The sequence below is a fragment of the Erythrobacter epiphyticus genome (genome assembly GCF_034653295.1).
Classification (GTDB): Bacteria; Pseudomonadota; Alphaproteobacteria; order Sphingomonadales; family Sphingomonadaceae; genus Erythrobacter.
In genome coordinates this window covers 244,387-271,311 of record NZ_JAYEEU010000008.1, presented here as the reverse complement: position 1 = coordinate 271,311, position 26,925 = coordinate 244,387, and the positions used below count along the sequence as shown (strand labels likewise).

The window sequence follows — 26,925 nt, the reverse complement described above, 5'->3', positions numbered from 1 at the left end:
GCGCTGCTTGACTGGAAACCCATGCCCGATCTCGCCCGCATCCTCGCGGCCAAAGCGCCGCTCACCCTGTCCTCGCTGCCCCGTGGCAGCGTGCCGCTGGTGCTGGGCGATCTGGCGCGCGCGGCCAAGCAACGCGCGGTCTTCATCGCGCCCGATGATGCCGCGATGCGCGCGGCGGCTGAAGCCGCGCGGTTCTTCGCACCTGAAATCGAAGTGGTCGAATTTCCGGCATGGGATTGCCTGCCCTACGACCGCGCCAGCCCCGCCTTGTCGATCAGCGCACAGCGCCTCGCAGCGCTGCACCGCCTGCAAAAGCCGGGCGCGGCGCGGCAATTGCTCGTCACCACGGTCAACGCCGTGTTGCAACGTGTGCTCACCCCGTTCCGGGTGCGCGAGAGCGTGCGCGAATTTCGCGCCGGCGTGCAGATCGGGCACGAGAGCCTTGCCGCGCTGCTGACCCGGCAAGGCTATTCGCGCACCGACACCGTGATCGATCACGGCGAATTTGCGGTGCGCGGCTCGATTGTCGATATCTTCCCCTCCTCACTCGATGCCGGGCTGCGGCTCGATTTCTTCGGGGATGAGCTGGAAAGCCTGCGCCTGTTCGATCCCGCCACGCAATTGACGGTCGAGCGGCTGGACTCGCACCTGCTGCTGCCCGCTTCCGAAGCGCTGGTTGACGACGAGAGCATCAAGCGCTTCCGCACCCGTTATCGCGAGCTGTTCGGTGCCAGCGCCACGCAGGACCCGCTTTACGAAGCGGTCTCCGATGGGCGGCGGCTGGCCGGGATGGAACATTGGCTCCCACTGTTCGAAGACAAGCTGGCGAGCCTGTTCGATCACCTCAGCGCCGATGATGTCGTAGTGATTGATCAGGGCGCGCTGGCTGCGGCTGATGAACGGCTCAATGATATTGCCGATTACCACACGCAGCGGCAGCGGATCGCGAGCGAGAAAGCGGGGAGCTACCGCCCGCTTGCGCCCGATGCGCTCTATCTGTCGCGCGGGGAGTTCGAAGCCGCGCTTGCCAAGGCTCCGGCCCACCGCGCCACCGGCTTTGCCGCCGAGAGTGGTAACGGCGTGCTTGATTTCGGCTTCACCTCGGCGCGCGATTTCGCGCCCGAGCGCGGCCGATCAGAAAACATCTACGAAGCCGCCGCCAAGCATTTTGCCGCGCTTGCCAAATCCGGCCGCCGGGCGCTGATGGCCGCCTATTCGCTAGGCTCGGCCAAGCGGATTGCAGCGATTCTGGAAGAAGCGGGCTGCCCCAGCGCGCTGGCGGGTTCGTGGCAGGAAGCGCTCGGCCTGTCCGCCAAGGGCCGCCTCGCGCTGATGGTGCTGCCGCTGGAGACCGGCTTTGCCAATGCCGATCTCGAACTGCTCACCGAAGCCGATGTACTGGGTGATCGGCTTGTCCGCCGCAAGAAAAAACGCAAGGATTCCGATGCTTTCCTTGCTGAACTTCAGGCGCTGTCACGCGGCGATCTGGTGGTGCATGTCGAACACGGCATCGGGCGCTATCTCGGGCTGGAGCCGATTCCGGTCGGCAAGAGTCAGCATGACTGCGTCGCGCTCGAATATGCGGGCGGAGACAAGCTGTTCATCCCGGTCGAGAACCTTGATGTTCTCACCCGCTATGGCTCGTCCGAACAGGCGGTGGCGCTCGACAAGCTCGGCGGTGAAGCCTGGCAGCGCCGCCGTGCGCGGCTGAAGGAACGCATCACCGCGATTGCGGGCGAATTGATGCAAGTCGCTGCAGCGCGCGCCTTGCGGCAGGCACCGGCCCTGCCCGCCGATCCGGCCAGCCTCAACCAGTTCGTCGATCGTTTCCCGTGGTCGGAAACCGAGGATCAGGAACGCGCCATTGCCGATGTGCTCGGCGATCTCGAAAGCGGCCGCCCGATGGATCGCTTGGTGTGCGGTGATGTCGGCTTCGGCAAGACCGAAGTGGCGCTGCGCGCGGCCTTTGTCGCAGCGATGAACGGCCAGCAAGTTGCAGTCGTCGCGCCCACGACCTTGCTTGCGCGCCAGCATTATCAGAACTTTGCCAGCCGTTTTGAAGGCTTCCCCTTGAAAGTCGGTCGCCTGTCGCGGCTGGTCACCGCCAAGGAAGCCGCCGAGACCCGCGAAGGGCTGGAAAGCGGTCAGATCGATCTGGTGGTCGGCACCCATGCGATCCTTTCGAAATCGACCAAGTTCAAGAACCTCGGCCTCGTCATCGTCGACGAAGAACAGCGCTTCGGCGTCACCCACAAGGAGAAGCTGAAGCAGCTGCGCGCCGACGTTCATGTCCTCACCCTTACCGCCACCCCGATCCCGCGCACGCTGCAAATGGCGATGAGCGGTTTGCGCGAACTTTCGACCATCCAGACCCCGCCGGTCGATCGCCTCGCGGTGCGTACCTATGTGATGGAATGGGACGACATGGTGATGCGCGAGGCGCTGCTGCGCGAACATCACCGCGGCGGGCAGAGCTTCATCGTGGTGCCGCGCATTTCCGACATGGCAGACGTGGAGGAATGGCTGCGCGCGCACACCCCGGAGATCAAGGCGGTCTCGGCGCACGGCCAGATGGCACCCGGCGAGATCGAAGAACGCATGGGCGCCTTCTATGATCGCAATTATGATGTGCTGCTGTCGACCACGATTGTCGAAAGCGGTTTGGACATTCCCAGCGCCAATACGATCATCATCCACCGCGCCGATCGTTTTGGCCTGGCCCAGCTTTACCAGCTGCGCGGGCGGGTTGGCCGGGCCAAGCTGCGCGCCTATGCCTATCTGACGCATGAGAAAGACGTGGCGCTGTCGGAAGTCGCACAGAAGCGGCTGAAGGTGCTCGGCGATCTCGACAGCCTCGGCGCCGGGTTCCAGCTGGCCAGCCACGATCTCGACATCCGCGGCGCGGGCAACCTGCTGGGCGACGAGCAATCGGGCCATATCCGCGAAGTCGGGTTCGAGCTGTATCAGGCGATGCTCGAAGAAGCGATCCTTGCCGCCAAGGCGGGCGAGATGGGCCTTGAGCGTGCGCGCGACAAGGTGACGCCGCAGATCACGGTCGATGCGCCGATCATGATCCCGGATGATTACGTGCCTGATCTCGCGGTGCGCATGGCGCTTTATCGCCGTCTCAACCAGGCCGAAGGACAGGCCGAGATCGAAGGTCTCGCAGCCGAAATGATCGACCGCTTCGGCGATCTGCCGCAGGCGACCAAGAACCTCATTCGCCTTATCGAGATCAAGCATCAGGCGATTGCCGCGAATATCGCCAAGATCGATGTCGGCGCGCGCGGCACGCTGGTCGCCTTCCACAAGGATGATTTCCCTGATCCGGCGGGCCTCATCGCCTATGTCGAGCGGCTCAATCAGGGCAAGGCCGACACCGCCAAGCTGCGCCCCGATATGAAGCTGGTGATCAACCGCGCTTGGGGCGATCCGCTCAGTCGCTTGAACGGTTTGTTCCAGCTTACCAAGGGCCTGTCAGCCATTGTGAAGAAAGCGACCAAGGTGAAAAAGGCGGCCTAGCGATCCGTCGCACAAGATTGACGCCGACAACAATCCCCCCGCAGACGGGATCGCGTCGGCGCCAATGCTTTCCACCTCCTGATATCAGGATGCGGAATGCGCCTTGACGGTGAACGCCAGCACCGGGTGCCCGCCTGAACGCGCGGCCTGATTGATCCGGGCCGCTTCCAGCTTGTCGAGCTGCCGGTTCAGCCGGTTCAGATCCCGCTCGCTGGTAGCGAGGATGATATTGGCCTGCATGATCTGATCGTCAGGATAGCCGACCGGCACAGGCCCGAGATTATCAAGACGCCGGACCGCTGCCAGCGCAACGCGATTGACCGTGAAGTCCCCTGACCGATGGTGCAGCTTGACGTCGGTCGCGCGGCCTTGGTCATCAATGCGGAAATGCACCATGGCAAGGCCACTCGCATGGTCCCGCGGTGAGAGGTAGACATGGCCAAGCTCGCGATTGAGATTGCTGGATACCTTTGCCACGAAGGCCTGCTCGCCGCGAGGGCCGGGCGTTACGGTAATATCCTGAGATGCAAGGGGTACTGCCAAGGCAGTGGACAGAACGAGAGCTGCCATGATGGCGATAAGTCTTCTTTGCATGGGATCATCCTTTCAACACAAAAAGATGATCGGCCGACGAGAGTACCGCGTAATATGCGACCCTTATTGTTCCGCGATAACGGTCACTGGTCGATCCGGGCCACGAACGCCTGCGGGCACATGCGAAGTCCGCGTGAAAAGCTACGCCTCTCGATGCGGCTGTCAACGCCAATCACGAAAGGCCTTGTGATTCCGCGAAACTCCCCGGCCCTGGCCCAGTAAGGCGTGCAATCTTACGACAGGCCACGCTTGCAATTGAACCAGCGCGAGGTTGGAAATATCAAACCTTGGCCCGACTCGCCGCACCTGCCTGTGCCAGCGCCATCACCCCATCACTCGGCATCGGCTCGGCGCGCAGGAATCCCTGCCAGTAATTGCCGCCCTCGGCTGCCACGGCTGCGCGCTGCGCCTCGTTCTCGATGCCTTCGGCATAGATCGCGAGATCAAGCGCCTGGCTCAACCGGATGATCGCTTGCAGCACTGCGAGCGCTTTGGGATCATCGGGCACGCCTTCAAGCATTGCGCGGTCGAGCTTGAGCGCGTCGAGCGGCAATTCGCGCAGGTACCGGAAATTGCAGAACCCCGCGCCGAAATCATCAAGTGCGATGCGGAAGCCCAGCGCCCGCAGCGCCTGCAAGGCGGCGGCGGCTTGCGGGAGATTATTGAGCAGCAGATCCTCGGTGATTTCCAGCATCAGCCGCGCCGGTGCCACCGCGGACCGGGCAATCAGCGCGGCGAAATCGGCAGCAAAGCAGGGGTCGCCAAGCTCTTCGGGAGTGATGTTGAGCGAGAGCGTGAGATGATCGGGCCAACGCGCCGCCTCATCCAGCGCGCGCGCCACCACATGGCGCGACAGCGGCGCGACCAGGGCCGCCCCTTCGGCAATCGCGAACAGATCGCGTGCGCCGATTTCGCCAAGCGTCGGATGCCGCCAGCGCGCCAGCGCCTCGGCCCCGGTCATCGCATCGCCGTGGCAGGTGAATTGCGGCTGGAACAGCACCTCGATCTCGCCGCGATGCAGCGCATGGAGCAGATCGGCTTGCAGCACCCCGGCGGGCACGTTTTTCAGATGGCCCAGAGGGGTACGGCGTAGCGACAGGGATAATGATTCGATCAAGGACAGGCTCCTTGCCCTGCCCTATCCGCAAATCGCGGGCCCCGCGCAGACGATTTGCAATCCGCCTTATTTTGGAACATCACCCACGCGCAGTGGCATTGGGCGCAGTCGGCGCATGGCCAGACGCGCGCCGCTGAGGGAGGACATCATGGCCAGCGGGCCAGAACATAATGGCAAGCCCTTCGCGCGCATCGCCCTGATCGCCAGCGATACCAAGCGCGCGCAGGAAGCCTGCGAAGCCCTTGCGGCGCAGGGAGAATTCGTGCCCCTTGCAGACGCCGACGTAGCCGTCGTGCTCGGCGGGGATGGCTTCATGCTGCAAACGCTCCACGCCATGCTCGATAGCGGGCATATCGTCCCGGCTTACGGGATGAACCTCGGGACTGTCGGCTTTTTGATGAACCGCTATGACAAGCGCGGCGCGCTCACCGCGCGGCTCGCGCGGGCGCGGCACTGGACGATCGCACCGCTGCGGGTCGAGGCCATCACCCAGAGCGGCGAGGTGCATCATTTCTGCGCGATCAATGAATTGTCGATCCTGCGCGAAACCCGCCAGACCGCCAAGATCGAGGTCACGGTCGGGGATCGGGTGCGTATCCGCGAGCTGGTGTGCGACGGGGTGCTGGTGGCAACGCCCGCGGGGTCGACCGCCTATAACCTTTCGGCCAATGGCCCGATCCTGCCGCTCGACAGCAAGCTGCTCGCCCTTACCCCGATCAGCCCGTTCCGCCCGCGGCGCTGGCGCGGCGCGATCCTGCCGGACCGGATGAAAATCGGGCTCAAGGTGCTCGATCCGGTCAAGCGTCCGGTGGCCGCCGTGGCCGATCAGAAAGAACTGCGCGACATTGCCGAAGTACGGCTCGAGATTGCCAATGACACCGCGCTGACATTGCTGTTCGATCCCGGCCAGTCGCTTGAAGAGCGGATCGTGGCGGAACAGTTCATTACTGACTAAGCCGCGCCCGTGCGCGGGTGAAGAAGTGGGCCTTGCGTGCAAAAGGCTCTTGCAATGCGTAGTCCTGCCCCATATAGGCGCGCCTCTGCCCCGGGCCTTGGTTCGGGGTTGCTCCCCGATAGCTCAGCGGTAGAGCATTCGACTGTTAATCGAATGGCCGTAGGTTCGAATCCTACTCGGGGAGCCATTTTCCTTCCATCACCGGAACGCTTCACCGCTGCGGTACAAACCGCACCGCGGCGCCGCCTGACGCCGCCAGTTGCAGCGCCAGCGTATCGCCCTTGCGCAGCGGGCGCTGGCTGATGGTAAGGGCATAGGGATTGGTCTCCCAATGCGCATCCGGGCCATCGGCATAGATTTCGGCGGTGTAGGTGACGCCCTCGGCGAGGAAATCGAGCGGCACCGCCACAGTGCGCGCGGTGCCATCGCTCACCGCGCCGAGGAACCAGGTATCGGTTCCCCGCGCCTGCCGCGCCATCACCACGAATTCGCCGATCTCGCCCGCCACGGCGACTGATTCCTCCCAGTCCGCCGCAACATCCTTGATGAACTGGAAGGCGTCCATCCGCGCCGCGTAATTCTCGGGCAAGTCTGCCGCCATCTGGAGCGGCGAATAGAGCACCACATAGAGCGCCAATTGCTTGGCCAGCGTCGTCTGCGGGCGGATCGCCGGATCGCTGCGCGGCATATCGGGGCGCAGCGGCGGGCGGGAATTGGGATGCAGATCGAAAATGCCGGGCGTGAAATCCATCGGCCCTGACAGCATCCGCGTGAAGGCCAAGGTCGCCTCGTGCTCGGGCGGATTGGGCGGCGAGCCCCAGGCGTTGTATTCCATGCCGCGCGCGCCTTCGCGGGTCATCCAGTTGGGATAGGTCCGGCGCAGCCCGGTATCCTTGACGGGTTCATGCGCATTGATCGCGATACGCCGCTTTGCGGCCGCCTTGACCACCCGCAGATGATGCCCGACCATGAATTGGCTGTCGTGCCATTCGCGCCGCAGGATGCCCTTGTCGTCAAAGCGCACGATATCGCCCGCATCGGCGACATAGCCGGTCTTCACCGCAGGCACGCCGTGCTTCTCGTAGAGATCGAACGCCGCCTCCATCTGCGCTTCGTAATTGGCGACATGGCCCGAGGTTTCGTGGTGACCGATCAGGCTGACACCCTTGCGCGCCGCATATTGGCTGAGCATCGGCAGATCGAAATCGGGATAGCTTTCGGTGAAGCGGAACACGTCGCCGTTGTTGAACCAGTCGCCATCCCAGCCGATGTTCCAGCCTTCCACCAGCACCCCGGCAAAGCCATGCTCGGCGGCGAAATCGATATGGCGGATCACATCGGCATTGTTGGCGCCGTGGATGCCATCATTGCCCCAGCTGCGATCGCGGATATGCATTTCCCACCAGACGCCGAGATATTTGCCGGGTTTGACCCAGGACACATCGCCCAGCGCACTGGGTTCGTTGAGATTCAGGATGATGTCCGAATTGATGAGGCCCACCGCATCGGGCGCGATCTGGATGGTGCGCCACGGGGTCTGGAACGGGGTCTGCCCATGGACCTTGATCCCGTCAGCCCCGGCGCGCGGCAGGGCTTCGAAAATGCCGGGACGCAGCGCCAAGAGGGACATGGAGGAATAATCCACCAGCGCTGCCTCGTGGATGCTGAGATGCAGCCCATCGGCCTTGCGGAAGGTGATCGGGGTGTGGGCATCTTCCACATCCCCCGCGCGCCCCTTGCGGTAGAGATATTCGTAGCGGTTGAACTGGCGGCTCGGGATCCACCATGCCTCGGTCTGCTCGCCGACCGCAAACTGGGTCAGCTCCTCGATCAGCTTGAGCGGCCCGGTGAAGGCAGGCTGCGCGGGCAGTTCATAGCGGAAACCCACGCCCGTATCGAACACGCGGAAGCGCACGGTAACCTGCCGCTGCGGGCCTGTGGTGGCGGCGAAGGTTACCGCCAGTTCGTTGTGATGATCGCGCACCAGCCGCCGCTCCCCCCACGGCTGTTCCCAGGTTGCATCATGCGATGTACGGGTCGTGGCGGTGATCGCGAGATCGCGGTCAAACCCGTGGTGATCGAGGAACATCAGCCCCAGCTTGGAAGGCGCAATCGCCTCGCGCCCGGCAAAGCTCGCGGCATAACGCGCGGTGCCGCCGTCATCGCTGACGGTGACCACGATCCGCCCATCGGGCGAAGCGACGCTGACGCTTTCCGCCGCCAGCGGCCCGCATGCCCCGATGAGCGCGGCCAGGCCTGCCAGTCTGCTCCACAAATTCATCGCTTCCCCTCCCCTTGCGCTGGCGTGCAGCGCCTCATGGTATTTGTGTGAAAATCCGGTAGCCCCATGCGGGCAGATCGAGCGTCTCGCCCCCGCTGAAACCGATCGGCGCGCCGCCCGCCATGGCATCGACATAGGTGCCATGGTGGCGGGCAAGCGTGAAAGTGACGTGCCGGGGTTCCGGGCTGAGGTTGAACACCGCAAACACCAGGCTTGCGCCCTGTTGCCGCACAAAGCTCAGCACGGATCGGGGCGCGGAGTTAGGCACATCGACGAGCACGCCGCCATGCCGCCCGTTGTGCAGCGCAGCCTCACGGGTCTTGAGCCCGATCAGTGTGCGGAACAGCGGATCATAACGGCCCTGCTGCCAGACAATCGCGTCTTTCTCGAAGAACGCGAGCTGGTGATCGAGATCCGCTTCCTGCCCATTGTGGATCAACGGCATGCCCGGCCCTGTGAAGCTGAGTGCGATCGCCGCTTCATAGGCCGGGCCATAAATCGCCGACGCCACCCCGTCCCATGCGTTCTGATCGTGGTTATCGGTGTAGACCATGCGATAGGCCGCGCGCGGCCAGGTGACATTCTGCCCCGCGTAATAGCCACGCATGGCACCGGCATCGGCCTCACCCCGCGCGATCCGCTGCATCACCTGCTTCCATTCCCACGCATAGGTCGCATCGAAAGCGCGGGCATGCAGATCGCGCTGCTCCCATTCGGCCAGCATGAAGGCGGGCTTGATTGCATCAAGCTGGCGGCGCGCCGCTTCCCAAAAATCGAGCGGGACATAGCCCGCCACGTCAGCGCGGTAGCCATCAATCCCGAACTCACGCACCCAGTAAGCCAAGCTATCCGCCATATAGGCGCGCAGGGCCGGGTTGGCATAGTCAAAGGCCACGACATCCGACCAGTCCGTGCCTTCGGGCGGCATGAACGTGCCTTCGGGACTGCGCTTATACCAATCGGGATGGCGCGCCGTGAGCGGGTTGTCCCACGCCGAATGATTCGCCACCCAATCGAGGATCACTTTCATCCCCAGCGCATGGGCCTGATCGATAAAGGCGCGCAGCTCCGCCTCGCTCCCCAGATCGGGATTGACCGCGCGATAATCCTTCACGGCGTAAGGGCTGCCGAGCGCGCCCTTGCGATTCACCGCGCCAATCGGATGGATCGGCATCAGCCAGACGATGTCGACCCCCATCGCCGCCAGCCGCGGCAGATGGTCCTGCGCGGCGCGAAAGGTGCCTTCGCGGGTGAATTGGCGGGTGTTGATCTGGTAGATGACCGCATCGCGGGTCCATGCCGCATTCTCAAAGGTGACATAGGGGCGCGGCTCATGGGCCGCTTGGGCCGCTGCACTGGTGGCGAGCATGCCCGCCGCGATCGCCAGGGCGAGCCGCGCGATCATGCCGCCTCTCCCACAGGCGCAGGCATGGCCTTGGCCACGCTGCCAGCATCCTCGACAAACAGGGTCGCCAGCGCCGCCAGTGCAAAGGATGCCCCGCCAATCGCCATCGCATAGATCGGCGCGCCGTCGAAAAACACCGTCAGCATGAAGCCGAGCAAGGTCGCCGCGACAAGCTGCGGCACCACGATGAAGATATTGAAAATCCCCATGTAAATGCCCATCTTGCGCGCCGGGACAGAGCCTGCAAGGATCGCATAGGGCAGTGATACGATCGAGGCCCAGGCAATGCCCAGCCCGATCTGCGGCAGCCACAGCAGCGCCGGATCGCGCACCAGCAGCATCCCGGCAAAGCCCGCCGCGCCCAAAGCGAGGTTGAGCCCGTGCAGCCTACGGCGATCAATCCGCGCCGCGATCACGACAAAGCCGAGCGCCGCGGCAGCGGCGAGCCCGTTTCGCACCGCGCTCATCAGGCCCCACCAGTCACCGGCATCCTGATAGCCGCGCGTTGCGGGATCGCTGGCCCCGAAGTGATAATCGGCAATCGCGGGCACGCCATAGATCCACAGCGCGAACATCGCGAACCAACTGAAGAATTGCACCACCGCCAATTGCCGCATCGTGGCGGGCATGGCGAAGAGATCATTGACGACTTCCATGAAGCCGCTCTCCCCGCGCCCCTTGGCGCGCAGCATGCCTGCGGCCAGTTGCACCGCGCCAAAGCCCGCGATCAGTCCGGCAAGGACATACAGCTCCTGCGCGATGTCGATATCGCCGAGCCAGTCGGGACGCATGGCGCTGCGTCCGACCGCGATCGCCGCCGCAAGGATAGCTCCCGCCAGGACCCAGCCCAGCCCGCCTGCGAAAAACTGCCCGGCCGAACGTTGCACGCTGGCAGCAGCGCGCGGCGCAAGGCCCAGCGCCTTATGCCGCGCAGCCTCGAAGGCGGCGAGCTGCTCGGGGCTGTATTCCTTGGTCGTGAGCACCGTCCACACCACGGCAGACAACAGCGCGGCGCCGCCGATGTAGAACGCCCAGCGCACCGTTTCGGGGATCTCCCCCGCTGGCGCGACATTGCTGAGGCCCAGCCAATTCGTCATCACCCATGGCAGCGCGCCTGCGATCACCGCGCCGATCCCGATGAAGAAGCTTTGCATCGCATAGCCGCGCGTGCGCTGGCGATCGGGGAGGTTATCGCCGACAAAGGCGCGGAACGGCTCCATCGTGATGTTGAGCGAGGCATCCATCACCCACAGCATGCCCGCGGCGACCCACAGCGCGGGCGAATGCGGCATGATGAACAGAGCCAGGCTCGCCAGCAGCGCGCCCGCGAGAAAATAGGGACGCCGGCGGCCGAACCGGCTCCACGTCTTGTCCGAGAGGTGCCCGATAATCGGCTGGATCAGCAGCCCGGTCATCGGGGCGGCGATCCACAGGATCGCGAGCTCGTGAACCTCGGCACCCAAGGTCTGGAAGATCCGGCTGACATTGCCGTTCTGCAATTCGAACCCGATCTGGATGCCGAGAAAGCCGAAGCTCATGTTCCAGATCTGGCCAGCGCTCATCGCAGGCTTGCGCCCGGCCGTGCTGGTATGCGGCCCCTCCATGCCTATCCCCTCGCCTCACGCGCTGCGACGGATAACCCCGCCCGAACGCTTGTGTTCTTGATGCAGCAGTGTGCCGTTTTTGCAAAGTTTTGCAAGATTGGGTGAAATTTTTCGTAGAAAAATCCTGCAGCCCGCCGCATTCACGAGGTCATTTTCCTCATATTTGCTAACTTTTTTGCATCATTCGCTCGCCATTTGCCGCAATACAAAGAATTGCAAAAAGTGATGTTCAATGGCACAAGGCTTCGCGGAGGGGATACTTCATGACACTTTACCGAGCGATCACGCGCGCGGCAATTGGCACCGCTATCAGCGCCCTTGCGTGCAGCGCTGTTGCGACCGCACAGCCCCAGCCGCCGGCCGCGCCCGAATCGCTGCGCGATCGCCCGCCTGAAGACGAAGTGGTCTATTTCGTGCTGCCCGATCGCTTCGCCAATGGCGATCCGCGCAATGATCGCGGCGGCTTGAAGGGCGATCGGCTCACCCACGGGTTTGATCCGACGCACAAGGGCTTCTTCCACGGCGGCGATCTGGCGGGCCTGACCGCCAAGCTCGATTACCTGCAAGGCATGGGCATCACCGCGATCTGGTTTGCTCCGATCTTCCAGAACAAGCCGGTGCAAGGCCCCAAAGGCGATGAAAGCGCAGGCTATCACGGCTACTGGGTGACGGATTTCACCCGGCCCGACAGCCACTTCGGCACCATGGATGAATTCAAGGCCTTCGTCGCCGCTGCCCATGGGCGCGGGATGAAGGTCTATATGGACATCATCACCAATCACACGGCCGATGTGATCCGCTACCGCGAAGGTGACGCGGCGGCCTATGCCTATCGCAGCATCGCTGATTACCCCTATTCGCGCCGCGGCGGGGTGGATGGCGCCCCGATCAATCCGGGCTTTCTTGGCCATGAGGTGCGCACCGAAGAGAACTTCGCGCGGCTTACCGATCCGACCTATGCCTACACGCCCGAAATTCCGCCCGCCGAAGCCAAGGTGAAGGTGCCGGCATGGCTCAATGATCCGATCTATTATCACAACCGCGGCGATACGACCTTCAGCGGCGAGAACAGCCGCCACGGCGATTTTGTCGGGCTGGATGATCTGTTTACCGAACATCCCCGCGTGCTCGCCGGGATGATCGCAATCTATGGCGACTGGATCAGGAACACCGGGATCGACGGCTTCCGGGTGGACACCGCGCGCCATGTGAACCCCGAATTCTGGCAGAGCTTTGTGCCCGCGATGCGCCGGATCGCTGCCGAGCAGGGCATCCCGCATTTCCACATTTTCGGCGAAGTCTACCGCGACACGCCCGATAGCGGTTATATTGCGCAATATACCCGCCGCGATGGCTTTCCGGCGGTGCTTGATTTCGCGTTCCAGATGGCCGTGATGGAAGCGCTGAGCGGCACCAAATCGCCGCAGGTGATCGTCGAAATGTTCGATGGCGATGTGCTCTATGAAGGCGGCGAGGCGGCGGCACGCACCCTGCCGACGTTCCTCGGCAATCATGATATGGGCCGCTTTGCCACCCTGCTGCGCCAGCGCGTTCCGGGCATTTCGCCGGATGATCTGCTGGCGCGGGTCAAGCTTGGTCATGCCATGATGATGAGCCTGCGCGGCAGCCCGGTGGTCTATTACGGCGATGAACAGGGCTTTGTCGGGGATGGCAATGATCAGGACGCGCGCGAGGATATGTTCGCAAGCCAGGTCGCCAGCTATAATGATAACGCGCTGATCGGTACCGATGCCACCACCGCCACCGCCAATTTCGATGTGCGCCATCCGCTCTACCGGCTGATCGGCGAGCTTGCTGCCGTGCGCAAGGATCACCCCGCGCTGCGGCGCGGACTCCAAGTGGTGCGCTCTTATGCCGATACCGCGCCGGGCCTCATCAGCTTTTCGCGCTTTGATCCCGAAACGGGCGCGGAATATCTCCTCGCCTTCAACACTTCCCCCCAAGCGGTGACGGCGCGCTCGGCCATCGGCTACGCAGCACAAGCCCTCAGCCCGCTCCATGGCACCTGCCCTGACCGCGTTGCCGCGCCGGGTAGTGTCACGCTGAGCCTGCCGGCCTTCAGCTGGTGCATCGCGCGCGTTGAAGGGCTCCAGGAATGAACACGACCACGTCGATGCGTATCGTCCCCAATCCGCACACCCGAACCGAAGAAGCCCCATGGTGGCGCGGCGCGGTGATCTACCAGATCTATCCGCGCAGTTTCCGCGACACCAATGGCGATGGGATCGGCGATCTTGCCGGTATCGTTGAAGGTCTTGATTACATTGCCTCGCTCGGGGTGGATGGCATCTGGATTTCGCCCTTCTTCACCTCGCCGATGAAGGATTTCGGCTATGATGTGGCGGACTATTGCGGGATCGATCCGACCTTCGGCACCTTCGCCGATTTCGACGCGATCATCGCCAAGGCGCACCGGCTGGGCCTGAAGGTCATCATCGATCAGGTCTATTCGCACACCTCGGATGAACACGCGTGGTTTCAGGAAAGCCGCGCGGATCGCACGAACCCCAAGGCCGATTGGTATGTCTGGGCTGATCCCAAGCCCGACGGCGCACCGCCTTCGAACTGGCAATCGGTTTTCGGGGGATCGGCGTGGCAATGGGATGGGCCGCGCAAGCAATATTACCTGCACAATTTCCTGATCAGCCAGCCTGATCTCAATGTGCATAACCGCGCGGTGCAGGATGCCCTGCTCGAAGTGACGCGGTTCTGGTTGAACCGGGGCGTCGATGGTTTCCGGCTCGATGCGCTCAATTTCACGATGCATGATCCGCAGTTGCGCGACAATCCGCCCTCGGGCCTGCCGATCGAGCAAGTCACCCGCCCGTTTGACATGCAGATCCGGCGCTACAACCAGTCGCACGCGGATATTCCGGCATTCCTCGAACGGATCCGCAGCGTGATCAATGAATTCCCGGCGCGCTTCACCGTCGCCGAAGTTGGCGGGCCGGAGCCGCTGGCCGAAATGAAGGCCTTTACCCACGACGGCAAACGGCTTGATTCCGCGTATAATTTCGATTTCCTCTATGCACCCAAGCTGACGGCTGATCTGGTGCGCGCCTCGCTGCTGCAATGGGATGGTTCGCCCGAAGAAGGCTGGCCGTCATGGGCCTTTTCCAACCATGATGCGCCGCGCGCGATCACCCGCTGGGCCGATGGCTTTGATCAGGAGCAGATTGCGCGGCTCAACCTCCTCCTGCTGCTGGCGCTGCGCGGCAATCCGATCATCTATCAGGGCGAGGAATTGGGCCTGCCGCAGGGCCATGTCGCCTTTGAGGATCTGCAAGACCCCGAAGCCATCGCCAACTGGCCGCACACGCTGGGCCGCGATGGCGCGCGCACCCCGCTGCCCTGGGCCCACAACGCCCCGCAAGCGGGCTTTTCCCATGCCAACCGCACCTGGCTCAAGCTCGATGCGGAGCACACCAGCCATGCGATTGACCGGCAGTTGCCCGATCCCGCCTCGCTGGTCAGCTACACCCGCCGCCTGCTGACCACCCGCCGCGCCCAGCCCGCGCTGGTGCAGGGCACGAGCCTTGTGCTCGACACCCCGGCGCAGATCGTCGCCTTCATCCGCGAGGCGGACGGCGCGGAGGTGCTGTGCGCCTTCAACCTTGGCGATCAGGCGATGGCATGGCAGCCCCCTGCCCGCTTTGCCGGGGGGACTGTTCTCGCGGATACCGCCGCGCTAGAGCCTGCACGCACAGTGCCCGAAATTCTCGCCCCACGGTCGGGCTATTGGGTCACAACGGGGGACGGTTAGCGATCATGGGTGCAAGCGAGACGAAAGCCAAACGCAACGCGCGCCTTGAAGACATCGCGCGCGAGGCCGGCGTTTCGATCTCCACCGTCTCGCGCGCCCTGAATGACAGTCCGGCGGTCAAGCGGCGCACCAAGCAGGAAATCTGGAAGATCGCCCGCGCGCATGATTATGATTTCGCGCAGCATATGCCGCAGGGCCCGGTGGGGGCCGAAGCCACCATCGCGGTGATTGTGCCCGCCCCGCAAGCGCGCGAGACGCGGGTGGCAGACCCGTTCTTCCTCGAACTGCTGGCCGGGATTGCCGAGGCCGCGCGCGAACGCAACGCCGATCTGCTGATCAGCCATCTCTATCCGCGTTCAGCCGAAGATCTCGAATTTGCGATGGCGACGAGCCGGGCGACCGGGATGATCTTCATCGGGCAAAGCTCGCTCCACAACGCCTTCAACCAGATGGCGAGCCGCGATGATCGCTTTGTGGTGTGGGGTGCGGAATTGCCTGATGCGGCCTATTGCGCGGTGGGTTCCGACAATATCGCAGGCGGGCGCAAGGCCACCGCTCACCTCGCCCGGCTGGGCCGGCAGCGGGTGCTGTTTCTTGGTGACACCGAAGCGCCCGAGGCCGAGCAGCGCTTTCGCGGCTATCGTCAGGCGCTGGAGGACGCGGGGCTGCCGTGGGACGAAAGCCTGGCTGTCAGTGCGCATTTTGATGTGCATTCGGGTGAAGCGGCCACGCTTGCGGCGATTGATCGCGGCGTGAAATTTGACGCGGTCTTTGCCGCCAGCGACCTGATCGCGATTGGCGCGATCCGCGCGCTCACCCGCTCAGGTCGCAAGGTGCCGGTGGATGTTTCGGTGGTGGGCTATGACAATATTCCCGCCGCGCGGCTCGTCACCCCGCGCCTCACGACGATTGATCAAAGCACGGCGCTTGCCGGACGGATGCTGGTGTCCAAGCTGATTGATTCGCAAGGCGGCAAGGCTGCTTCGGAACGGCTCGAAACCAGCCTGCTGATCCGCGAATCCTGCGGGGGATGATGATGGAACAAACCGGCCCGTTGCAGCACATCGTGATTGTCGGCGGCGGCAGCGCCGGATGGATGACAGCCGCTGCGCTGGCGCAGGCCGTTGGCCCGGCCTGCCGTATCACGCTGATCGAGTCCGAGGTGATCGGAACAGTCGGCGTGGGCGAGGCAACGATTCCCCCGATCCGCAATTTCAACCAGCGGCTTGGCATCGACGAGGCGACCTTCGTGCGCGAGACGCAGGGGAGCTACAAGCTCGGCATCCAGTTCGTCGACTGGCACCACAAGGGCGCGAGCTATTTCCACCCCTTTGGCCAGTATGGCGCGGAGTTCGACAGCGTCCCCTTCTACCATCACTGGATGGCGGGCCATCTCGCGGGCGAGATTGCTGGCCCGATCGATGATTTTTCGATGTGCTGGGCGATGGCCAAGGCAGGCAAGTTTGCCCACCCCTCGCCCGATCGGCGGCTGATCCAGTCGACGTTTGATTACGCCTACCACTTCGATGCCGGGCTCTATGCCGCCTTCCTGCGGCGCTATGCCGAACACCGCGGCGTCACCCGTGTGGAAGGGCGGGTGGTGGATGTTGCGCTGCGCGGCGAGGATGGGTTCATCACCGCCGTCGCTCTTGATGATGGCGCGCAGATCGAAGGCGATTTCTTCGTCGATTGTTCGGGCTTTCGCGGTCTGCTGATCGAGGAGGCCCTGCACGCAGGCTACGACAATTGGCAGCACTGGCTCCCTTGCGACCGCGCTGTTGCCGTGCCCTGCAAACGCGGCACCTTCACGCCTTACACGCGTTCAACCGCGCGCGCAGCCGGGTGGCAGTGGCGCATCCCGCTGCAACACCGCACCGGCAATGGCTATGTCCATTGCAGCCAGTTCATCTCCGAAGACGCAGCCGCCGAGACCTTGCTCGCCAACCTTGATGGCAAGCCGCTCGCCGATCCGCGGCCCTTGCGCTTTGTCACCGGCAAACGCCGCAAGTTCTGGGAGAAGAACTGTGTCGCCATCGGGCTGTCGGCGGGCTTCATGGAGCCGCTCGAATCCACCAGCCTGCACCTGATCCAGTATGGCATCCTGCGGCTGATCGCGCTGCTGCCCGACCAGCGCATGTCCCCGCTGCTGGCACGCGAATACAACGCGCAGACTGCGATCGAATATGAACGCATCCGCGATTTCCTGATCCTGCATTACAAGGCGACGGCGCGCGATGATGGCGAGCTGTGGCGCTACACCGCCGACATGGCGATCCCCGACAGCCTGCAATACAAGATCGATCATTTCCGCGAATACGGGCTGTTGGTGGCCGATGAGCGCGAGCTGTTCGCCAATCCGAGCTGGATCGCGGTCTATTTCGGCCAGGGCATCACCCCGCGCCGGGCGCCCGCGCTTGCTGCGATGCGCAGCTTTGTGCCGGTGGCTGAACGGATGGGCGCCATTGCCCGCGCGATGGATGAAGCCGTCGCTGCCATGCCCAGCCATGGCGATTTCATCGCCCGGCATTGCGCGGCACCGCCTCTCGCCGCCTGATTTCCTCCAGGTTTTTCCCGGCATTCTGCCCTGCTGCGTCTGCGGGCGTGGGACACCCGCCGCGAGCCTTTAGCTACACAAAAAAGGGCCCGCCATTGCTGGCGAGCCCCCTTCCCCCCTTGGGTGCGACCCTCAGGGCAAGCTTCAGAAATTCTTGCGGATCGTGAAGTTGAAGGTGCGGCCATACTGATCGAACTGGCTCGGGAAAGTCCCCACCAGCGCGCCCGCACCATTGAACAGATCATTCTCGGTCACGAACGGCGCGTTGGTAAGGTTAGCCCCCTCGACCAGCACGGTCAGCCCCTTGAGCGGCCCGCTTTGGTTCTGGAAGGTATAGCCGATCTGGGCATCGATCTGCGTTTCGGGCTGCGCCTGCGCGCCAAACAACGAACCGTCAAAGCTTTGCACTTCGGCAAGGAAGCCCGACCGGTAGCGCGCGTTGACGCGGGAGCGCCAGCCGTTCTTTTCATAGAAGACGTCGGCCGACCAGGTGACATCGGAATAGCCCGGAATGTTGATCGTGCCGCCCGGCCGCGTCACCTGCGCATCGACATAGGTGACGCTGAACAGGCCGCCAAAGCCATCAAGCGTGCGCGTAAAGTCCCCGAAATTGGCGCGGACCGTGCCTTCAATGCCGGTAATTTTGCCATCGGCAAAGTTCACTGGCCCGCCAAAGGTCCCGGTCGAAAGCTGCGGGTTGTTGGTCAGTATGCCGCCAAAACCCGCATTGTTGATCGGCTGGGTGAGGTCGCGCACCTCGTTGAAATCGATGATCCAGTCGTCCAGCTGTTTGTGGAAACCGGCGATGATGATCGCCGAAGCCGGGCCGAAATATTTCTCGAAGCTGATATCGAACGACGTCGAGATGTAAGGCTGCAAGAACGGGTTGCCACCGCCAAGGGTGAAGCACACCAGCTGCGGCGGATTGAACCCGACGACCGTGTCCGGGCGCTGATCGCCATTGGTATCGACACAGCTTTGCGGATTGAACCCGATATTCTGGTTCGCGGCCATCTGATCAAGCCGGGCGCGGGTCACCGTCTGCGCAGCGGCGATGCGGATGAAGGTGTCGGGTGCGACCTCGAAAGCGAGGTTCGCACTCGGCAGCCAGTTGCCATAGCTAAAATCAACCGTGTTCACCCCGCCGGCAATCGTCCCGGTCGAGCTTTGGCTGGTATCGGCATAGCGCAGGCCGATATTGCCGCGCACCGGCACCGAGCCAAGATCACCATCGATGTTGGCTTGCAGATAGAAATTGTGGATCTGCTCACTGACCACCCATTGGGTGTCAAAAGTGCCTTTCTCCACCAGATAGGTCCCATCGGTGAGAAAGCTCGAAGGATCATAGGCGAGGATGTTCTGGCCAAGCGAACGGGTATTGGTGCGCCCGATGATCGCGCTCGCCGGGATCGCCAGCGAACCATTCACGAAGCGGTTCGAGGGGCGCAGGAAGCTTTCGTTGGAGTCGAAGGACTTGGTGCGGTCGGTGTAAAGCCAGCCAGCCCGGATATCCTTGAGGATGCCGCCATCAAATTCCCAGCGGGCTTCGGCCCGCAGCTGATGGAGCTCATCTTCGATCTGCGGCTGCTTGATGAAGCCGACCTGGCCCCAGCCACCCGGATCGGTCAGCAGCACATTGGCCGGATTGGTGTAATCGAGCTGCCCAGCAATCGAATACTCACCGCTGCGGGGCATGGTGAAGGTCAGGCGATCTTGCGCGCCCGACCGCGCACGGCCGGTGCCGGCATAGGATTCATAATCAATGTCGTCGCGATTCAGGGTCGAATAGCCATAATCGACCATGAAACCGAGATTGTCAGTCACCATGAAATCGAGATTGGATCCGATCGCGAAAATCTGCGATTCGGTGCCCTCGGTATCGGTGCGCAGGATCGGCACCACGCCCGAATAGGTAGCAGTATCCGCAAAGGGGCCAGCCCCGGTCGCGCCTTCGAACTGCGCGCCGCTCCACGACGCGATCGGGGTTTCCGTGCCGCGGAACACGCCCGAATCCTTGGTGTCGGTGTAGAAGGCATCGATGTTGAGCGCGACCTTGTCGCTCGGCTCGAACTGGAGCGCCCCTGCCACCGAGAGGCGCTGGAAATCACGGCTCACCGCACCCTGACGGGGATTGTCTGCCGGATAGATCAGACCGGCGGGCGTGCGCGCGGTCTGGAACTGGTTGGATTTCAATTCGCGGGTGACAAACTGTGTCGGGTTGGATTGCAGTGTCGCCCCGAGCGACCAGCCGAGCGTGCCATCCTTGTTCTGGTCGATGTAGGACGCGAAGAAGCGATAGCCATCAGCCGGGAAATCGGGATTGAGCGTGCCCTGATCATTGCGCGAATAGGTCGCCGAAACGCTGATCTGGCGATCCTTGTAATCCAGCGGCTTGACGGTGCGCAGATCAACTGCCCCGGCAATCCCGATCGAGGCCAATTGGGCATCGCCGGTCTTGTAGACAATCGCCGAGCCGACCAATTCAGAGGGGAACTGGTCAAATTCGATCCCGCGGTTGTTACCCGCCGAGACCACTTCGCGGCCATTCAAGAGCGCGAGGCTGAAATCCGGGCCGAGCCCGCGGATCGAGATCTGCTGCGAGCGGCCACGCACGCGCTGCGCGGTTACCCCCGGCAGGCGGGCAAGCGAGTCAGCAATCGAGAGATCGGGCAGCAGGCCGAGATCTTCCGACGCGATCACTTCAACAATGCTGGTCGCGTTGCGCTTGGCACCAAGGGCTGATTCGATCGAGCTGCGGATCCCGGTGACAGTGATGTCAGTACCCTGCTCGTCGACCTGCGCTTCCGGCTCGCTCGTGCTTTGCGCCGCAGCGGGCATCGCCGATGCCATCAGCGCGATCCCGGTGGCGGCACCGCACAGCAGGCGCGCGTTGGCGGAAATTGCCCTCAAACCCATCACTACTCTCCCCCTTCTCGCCACTCTTGGCGAGTGTCTTTTCATTTTTTTTCATAGCTCACTTCACGCGCCGCGTAAATGTCGAATTTTTGACCGTGCGGAAACGAGGGAAAATCGCCGTTTTCTCTCATAAATTCCGATTTTTGCGGAAAAGAAGCGCAATCGAAACCCAATAATATCCACAACCCGAGGCGCGCCGAACCAGCTGCGACCGATCCAATAGAGCCATCACCCTCCCTGGAGGACCGATGCCAATTGATGCGTGTCTTATCACCCTCATTTCAGGCGATTCTTCTGAGAGATTGGCAATCCGTGCGCAGTTTGATAGCCTTTGTTTCGGAGAGAGGCAGAACATGGCAAGCGCGACAATCGGGCCGGACTGGGCAATTTCGCTGGCGCAACTCTCCCGCGAGCAGTTTTCGCCTTCCAATCATGATCTTGTGGCCGTGGACAGCTTTCTCGCGGAGCCGGAAATCATCCGCGAGCACGCAAATTTGCAAAAATTTGCAAAAATCACACCACAATATCCCGGCATCCGTGCCGCGCTTGATTCTCACGTATGTGAGGCCTGGCTTACCCAGCTTGCACCATTGCTCAGTGCCCACTTCGGCCCACCGGACAGCCGCTGGACGATGCAGGCCTGGTATTCACTCGTCACGACACCGCCCGGCCACTTGCTGCCGATCCAGTGCTTCCCGCATGTTGATGGCACTGATCCGGCGCAGATCGCGATGATGCTGTACCTGCATGACAGCCCGCATGGCGGCACAGCCTTCTTCCGCCACCGGTCTTCGGGTCTCAGCGCGCTGACTGATGCGACCTTCCCCGCCTATCGCTCCGCGCTTGAGGCCGACGTCGCCCGCACCGGCCTGCCGAAACCCGCCTATCCCACCGATGGCGCCCCGCATTTCGAGCGGCTGCACGCCACCACCGGCACGTTCAATTCCGCGGTGTTCTACCGCGGCAATATTCTTCATTCCGGGGTGATTGATAACACCGCCCCGCTCTCCGCCGATCCGCGCACCGGGCGGCTGACGATCAACGCCTTCTTCCGTCCCATCTGAGCGCGCCCCACGCCCGTAACTGAGACCGCCATGACCGACACACCAAAGCGCAAACTCGTTATCGTAGGCGGCGGCACAGCCGGCTGGATCACGGCCGCAGCCTTTGTCCGCCTGCTCGGGCGCAGCCTCGACATCACACTGGTGGAATCCGAAGCCATCGGCACGGTGGGGGTCGGCGAAGCAACGATCCCGCAGATCATCCGTCTCAATGCGATCCTCGGGCTCGACGAGATGGAATTCGTGCGCGAGACCAAGGGCACCTTCAAGCTCGGGATCGAATTTGTCGATTGGGGACGCAAGGGCACAAGCTATCTCCACACCTTCGGCGATGCCGGTTTGAGCCTCGCCGGAGCCGCCTTCCACCACTACTGGCGCCGTGCCGCCGCCAGCGGCCACACATCCGATCTGTGGCACTATTCGCTGCACCGGCTCGCTGCCGATCACGCGCGCTTTGGCAAGCTTGACCGGGTCGGCAACACAGCGATGACCGGCCTTGCCTATGCCTATCACTTCGATGCCGGGCTCTACGCGGCCTACCTGCGGCGCTATGCCGAAGGCCAGGGCGTCGTCCGCCACGAAGGCATTGTCCAGCACGTCACCCGCGACGGCGAAAACGGCGACATCACTGCCATCACGCTCGACAAGGGCACGCGGGTCGAAGGCGATTTCTTCATCGATTGCACCGGCTTTCGCGCCATGCTGCTCGGTGAGGAACTGGGCGTGGGCTATGAAGACTGGTCGCGCTGGCTGCCGTGTGATCGCGCGCTCGCCGTGCCGAGCGAGCGCCTGCCGACCCTCGTGCCCTATACCCGTGCAACGGCCAAGCAGGCGGGCTGGCAGTGGCGCATCCCGCTGCAACACCGCACCGGCAATGGCCATGTCTATTCGAGCGGCTTCATCTCGGATCAGGACGCAGCGGATACCTTGCTGGCCGGGCTTGATACCAAGGCGCTCGGCGATCCGCGCCCCCTGCGTTTCACCACCGGGCGGCGCGAAGCCTTCTGGGCGCATAATTGCGCGGCAATCGGGCTTTCGAGCGGGTTTCTCGAGCCGCTCGAATCAACCTCGATTCACCTCATCCAGTCGCATGTGAACCGGCTGATCCAGCTCTTCCCGGCGCAGGGTGACGGAGCGGCGGAGCGCGCCGAGTATAACCGGCGCTGCGCGGCCGAGTTCGAGCAGATCCGCGATTTCCTGATCTTGCATTACAAGCAGACGGCGCGCGATGATTCCGCGTTCTGGAATTATTGCCGCACCATGGCCGTGCCCGATAGCCTTGCCCACAAGCAGGCGCTCTTCGCCTCGTCAGGCCGGATCGGGCGCGATATCGATGATCTGTTCCGCGAAGCAAGCTGGGTGCAGGTGATGCTGGGACAAGGCGTCACGCCGCAAGCTCATGATCCGATGGCCGATGCCTTGTCCGATGCGCAGTTGGGTGAGTTTCTCGGCAATGTGCGCACCCTGATCGAACGCGCGGTGAGCGGGTTGCCGACGCATGAAGACTTCATCGCGCGGCACTGCGCGGCGGGCTAGATCAGCAGCCTGACGCCCACCACCAGCACCAGCAGCGCGGTCAGCCAGCGGATCCATTGCACCGGCAGGATACGCAGCGCGAGCAGGCTGCCGATCTGTCCGCCGATCACCACCGCGATCAGCAAGGGCAGGCTTGCGCTGATCGCCGCGCCGAAGGCAGCGGGGCCGTTCTTTACCAACTGCCCCGCCAACCCGAACAGCGAATTGACGAGAATGAACAGGCTCGCCGTCGCCGCGATCTGCCGGGCGCCATGCCAGCGCGTGAGGTGGAGAAACGGCGCGAGGAATATCCCCCCGCCAATCCCCACCAGTCCGGCGAGATAGCCGAGCGGTGCGGCAAGCAGCGGCATGGCCTTGGCAAACCGCCCCGCTCCCCCTTCATGCGCCTCGCGCACCGGGATCAGCATCGCGCAGCTGGTCAGCACCAGACTGATGCCGAGCAGCGTGAGAAAGGTGGTCTCCTTGATCGGGGTCAGCCCGCCAAGAAAAGCCGCAGGTGCCCCCAGCCCCACCTGCCACGCCGCCCGCCGCCACGGGGTGATGCCAGCGCGGGCAAAGCGGATGCTCCCGCCCGCCACCACCACGATATTGCAGGCGAGCGCCACCAACGGCAGCAAGCGATAGTCGAGGCCCGACAGCGCGAGCAGCGCGGCATAGGTCGATCCACCGCCAAAGCCGACGCTGGCATAAAGCAGCGCGGTGAGCAGGAACGCGAGCGCGAGGCCGGCCGGAACCGCTCCGATCATCGCCCTCGCCCTGCTCTGCCGCGCGTGCCGATCAGGTCAGCGAACGCGCCGCAACCGCGCCATGGCAATGCTTGTACTTGTTGCCGCTCCCGCAGGGGCACGGCGCATTGCGGCTGATGTCGAGATTGGCGAAGGGGTTTTCGGGGTTCACGCCGCCCGGCCCGAAGGCCGCACGCGGGCTGCCCGCCAGCGAACCGAACAGTTCGGGCCGCAGTTCCGAACCATCACCATCGCCCGAATTCTCAAGCCCGGTCAGCGGATCAATATGCCCGGTGAGGAAATCGGGCAGTTCGGGAAGCGCCTGCGGCTCGGGCGGCGCCATCCGCAATTCGGCGCGGAACAGGATCTTGGTGACTTCCTCGCGCAGGGTATCGAGCATCGTCTCGAACAGACCGAAGGCTTCCTGCTTGTATTCGTTGATCGGCTGCTTTTGCGCGATGCCGCGCATCCAGATCACCTGCCGCAGCGCATCAAGCGTGGCGAGGTGTTCCTTCCAGTGGAAATCGAGCTGGCGCAGCAGCACGTCCTTTTCGACCATGCGCCAGATCGCGGGATCGCTGGCCGCGACCTTGTCCGCAACCATCCGATCGGTCATCTCGCGCAGGCGCTCCTCGATGATATCGGGTTCGACCTGATCTTCCTGCAACCATTCATCAATCGGCGGGGTGAGCCCGAAGACCTCTTCAAGCTTGGTCTTGAGACCGGCAATGTCCCACTGTTCGGGATAGGAATCAGGCGGACAGGCCGTGCCGACAATCACGTTGAGCGTGTCGTGCCGCATGTTTTCGACGACATCATCCACCGTTTCGGAATCCATGATCTCGGCGCGCTGTTCGTAGATCACCTTGCGCTGATCATTCATCACGTCATCATATTGCACGACCTGCTTGCGCATGTCGTAATTGCGCGCCTCGACCTTTTTCTGTGCGGTCTCGATGGCTTTCGAAAGCCACTTCGAACCAATCGCCTCGCCATCGGCGAGGTTCGATTTCATCATCTTGGAAAACAGGGTGTCGGGGCCGAAGATGCGCAGGAGATCATCTTCGAGGCACAGGTAGAAGCGCGACAGGCCGGGATCGCCCTGACGGCCCGAACGGCCGCGCAGCTGGTTATCGATACGGCGGCTTTCGTGGCGTTCGGTGCCGAGCACGAACAACCCGCCGGCCGCCTTCACCTTTTCCTTTTCCTCGGCGACTTCGGCCTTGATCCGGGCAATCGCGGCATCGCGCTCGGGCCCTTCGGGCATGTCGGCCAATTCGTCATGGATGCGGAATTCGACATTGCCGCCAAGCTGGATGTCGGTGCCGCGCCCAGCCATGTTGGTGGCGATGGTCACCGCACCAAGACGGCCCGCCTGCGCGACGATCCCGGCTTCCTGTTCGTGGAAGCGCGCGTTCAGGACGCTGTGCTTGACCCCTTCCTTGTCGAGGAACTGGCTCAGCAATTCGGACTTCTCGATCGACACCGTGCCCACGAGCACCGGCTGGCCGATCTCGTTCTTTTCCTTGATCGCCTTGGCAATGGCCGAGAATTTATCGAGCGTGTTCTTGTAGAACTCGTCTTCCTCGTCGATCCGCTGGACCGGCAGATTGGTCGGGATTTCGACCACCCCGACCTTGTAGATATCCCAGAATTCCGCCGCTTCGGTGGCGGCCGTCCCGGTCATGCCCGAAAGCTTGGGATACATGCGGAAGTAATTCTGGAAGGTAATCGAGGCCATCGTCTGGTTTTCGGGCTCGATCTTGACGCCTTCCTTGGCCTCGACCGCCTGGTGCAACCCGTTCGACCAGCGGCGGCCATCCATCATGCGCCCGGTGAATTCATCGATGATGATGACCTTGTCATCCTTGACGATGTAATCGGTGTCGCGCTTGCGGGTGAAATTGGCTGCCAGCGCCTGATCGAGGTGGTGGACGACCTGCGTGTTTTCGACATCGTAGAGATTGGTGGTCGCGAGCAGACCCTTTTCGATCAGCAATTGCTCGACCTGCTCCAGCCCGTCTTCGGTCAGCTGGACGCGCTTCACCTTTTCATCAATGTCGAGCCATTCGAGCGGGATCTCGCGTGCGATGGCATCCAGCGACACGTAAAGATCGGACTTGTCCTCGGTCGGCCCGGAAATGATCAGCGGAGTGCGCGCCTCGTCGATGAGAATCGAGTCCACTTCGTCGACAATCGCGAAATTGAACGGACGCTGCACCATCTGGGTGCGCTCGTGCTTCATGTTGTCGCGCAGGTAATCAAAGCCGAATTCGTTGTTGGTGCCGTAGGTGATGTCAGCGTTGTAGCTGTCGCGCTTGGTGTATTCATCCATGCCGGGCACGACGACGCCCACCGTCAGGCCGAGCCATTGGTAGAGCCGCCCCATCTCCACCGCATCGCGACGGGCAAGGTAATCATTGACGGTCACAACGTGAACGCCCTTGCCTTCGATCGCGTTGAGATAGACCGCGAGCGTTGCCATCAGGGTCTTGCCCTCGCCGGTGCGCATTTCCGCGATCTCGCCGCGGTGGAGCACGATGCCGCCGATAAGCTGTACATCGAAATGCCGCATGCCGAGCACGCGCTTGGATGCCTCGCGCACCGTGGCGAAGGCTTCGGGCAGGATATCATCAAGGCTCTTGCCGTCATCAACCAGGCCGCGCAGCTTGGCAGTCTGCGCTTGCAGCTCTTCGTCCGAAAGGGCGCTGATCTGCGGCTCCAGCGCGTTGATTTGATTGACAATCTTGCCAAGCGATTTGACATAGCGATCGTTCGAAGAACCGAACACGGACTTCAGGAGAGCATCAAACATGGGTGTACCTTTGATCAGGTGCGGCCCGGAATGGGGGGCCTTGAATTCGGGAAATC

General features: G+C 62.9%; 16 protein-coding genes and 1 tRNA gene. 9 read left to right on the top strand and 8 right to left on the bottom strand.

The window, feature by feature from the left end; translation table 11 throughout:
• The first annotated feature begins 21 nt into the window (after positions 1-21).
• Entirely contained in the window at positions 22-3,522 is a 3,501-nt protein-coding gene (mfd, locus tag SOQ14_RS10745; RefSeq protein ID WP_322898136.1) for a transcription-repair coupling factor, read from the top strand.
• A gap of 84 nt (positions 3,523-3,606) precedes the next feature.
• Here mfd and SOQ14_RS10740 read toward each other — a convergent pair whose 3' ends face one another.
• Both SOQ14_RS10740 and SOQ14_RS10735 read right to left on the bottom strand, forming a co-directional pair.
• Positions 3,607-3,999, bottom strand: a complete 393-nt coding sequence (locus tag SOQ14_RS10740; protein ID WP_322898100.1) for an energy transducer TonB — start codon at positions 3,997-3,999, stop codon at positions 3,607-3,609.
• Positions 4,000-4,396: 397 nt separating this feature from the next.
• Positions 4,397-5,233, bottom strand: a complete 837-nt coding sequence (locus tag SOQ14_RS10735; protein ID WP_322898099.1) for an EAL domain-containing protein — start codon at positions 5,231-5,233, stop codon at positions 4,397-4,399.
• 148 nt (positions 5,234-5,381) lie between these two features.
• Here SOQ14_RS10735 and SOQ14_RS10730 point away from each other — a divergent pair, with 148 nt between their 5' ends.
• Together SOQ14_RS10730 and SOQ14_RS10725 are read left to right on the top strand one after the other, a co-directional pair.
• Positions 5,382-6,188, top strand: coding sequence for an NAD kinase (locus SOQ14_RS10730; RefSeq protein WP_322898098.1), 807 nt, complete (start codon positions 5,382-5,384; stop codon positions 6,186-6,188).
• Between the two features lie 112 nt (positions 6,189-6,300).
• Positions 6,301-6,375 (top strand) — tRNA-Asn (locus SOQ14_RS10725).
• Between the two features lie 24 nt (positions 6,376-6,399).
• Here the strand turns inward: SOQ14_RS10725 and SOQ14_RS10720 are convergent.
• From SOQ14_RS10720 to SOQ14_RS10710, 3 genes are read right to left on the bottom strand one after another with little or no spacing between them, the layout of a single operon-like run.
• Positions 6,400-8,469, bottom strand: a complete 2,070-nt coding sequence (locus tag SOQ14_RS10720; protein ID WP_322898097.1) for a glycoside hydrolase family 97 protein — start codon at positions 8,467-8,469, stop codon at positions 6,400-6,402.
• A gap of 34 nt (positions 8,470-8,503) precedes the next feature.
• A complete protein-coding gene (locus tag SOQ14_RS10715) occupies positions 8,504-9,874 on the bottom strand; it encodes an alpha-amylase family glycosyl hydrolase (protein ID WP_322898096.1) in 1,371 nt (456 codons plus the stop codon).
• Complete coding sequence (locus SOQ14_RS10710) at positions 9,871-11,478, bottom strand: MFS transporter (RefSeq protein ID WP_322898095.1); 1,608 nt, start codon at positions 11,476-11,478, stop codon at positions 9,871-9,873. The genes SOQ14_RS10715 and SOQ14_RS10710 overlap by 4 nt, the downstream gene beginning before the upstream one ends.
• Before the next feature lie 263 nt (positions 11,479-11,741).
• On the opposite strand from SOQ14_RS10710, the gene SOQ14_RS10705 reads away from it, so the two are divergent.
• From SOQ14_RS10705 to SOQ14_RS10690, 4 genes are read left to right on the top strand one after another with little or no spacing between them, the layout of a single operon-like run.
• A complete protein-coding gene (locus tag SOQ14_RS10705) occupies positions 11,742-13,598 on the top strand; it encodes an alpha-amylase family glycosyl hydrolase (protein ID WP_322898094.1) in 1,857 nt (618 codons plus the stop codon).
• A complete protein-coding gene (locus SOQ14_RS10700) occupies positions 13,595-15,262 on the top strand; it encodes an alpha-amylase family glycosyl hydrolase (RefSeq protein WP_322898093.1) in 1,668 nt (555 codons plus the stop codon). Before SOQ14_RS10705 ends, SOQ14_RS10700 begins: the two co-directional genes overlap by 4 nt.
• A 5-nt stretch (positions 15,263-15,267) precedes the next feature.
• Positions 15,268-16,296, top strand: a complete 1,029-nt coding sequence (locus SOQ14_RS10695; protein ID WP_322898092.1) for a LacI family DNA-binding transcriptional regulator — start codon at positions 15,268-15,270, stop codon at positions 16,294-16,296.
• A gap of 2 nt (positions 16,297-16,298) precedes the next feature.
• Positions 16,299-17,816: a tryptophan halogenase family protein gene (locus SOQ14_RS10690; RefSeq protein WP_416232756.1), complete on the top strand. Its 1,518-nt coding sequence runs from the start codon at positions 16,299-16,301 to the stop codon at positions 17,814-17,816.
• Between the two features lie 144 nt (positions 17,817-17,960).
• Here SOQ14_RS10690 and SOQ14_RS10685 read toward each other — a convergent pair whose 3' ends face one another.
• The gene (locus SOQ14_RS10685; protein ID WP_322898091.1) at positions 17,961-20,732 is read right to left on the bottom strand and encodes a TonB-dependent receptor; all 2,772 of its coding nucleotides are present in this window, start codon (positions 20,730-20,732) and stop codon (positions 17,961-17,963) included.
• 353 nt (positions 20,733-21,085) lie between these two features.
• Between SOQ14_RS10685 and SOQ14_RS10680 the strand changes: the two genes are divergently transcribed.
• Positions 21,086-21,796, top strand: a complete 711-nt coding sequence (locus SOQ14_RS10680; RefSeq protein WP_322898090.1) for a DUF6445 family protein — start codon at positions 21,086-21,088, stop codon at positions 21,794-21,796.
• Between the two features lie 30 nt (positions 21,797-21,826).
• A complete protein-coding gene (locus SOQ14_RS10675) occupies positions 21,827-23,329 on the top strand; it encodes a tryptophan halogenase family protein (RefSeq protein ID WP_322898089.1) in 1,503 nt (500 codons plus the stop codon).
• On the opposite strand, the gene SOQ14_RS10670 is transcribed toward SOQ14_RS10675, so the two are convergent.
• Positions 23,326-24,075 carry a sulfite exporter TauE/SafE family protein gene (locus SOQ14_RS10670; RefSeq protein WP_322898088.1) on the bottom strand — a complete coding sequence of 250 codons (750 nt, stop codon included), beginning with the start codon at positions 24,073-24,075 and terminating at the stop codon, positions 23,326-23,328. The genes SOQ14_RS10675 and SOQ14_RS10670 overlap by 4 nt on opposite strands.
• A gap of 31 nt (positions 24,076-24,106) precedes the next feature.
• A complete protein-coding gene (gene secA / locus SOQ14_RS10665; protein WP_322898087.1) occupies positions 24,107-26,869 on the bottom strand; it encodes a preprotein translocase subunit SecA in 2,763 nt (920 codons plus the stop codon).
• Between the last annotated feature and the right edge of the window lie 56 nt (positions 26,870-26,925).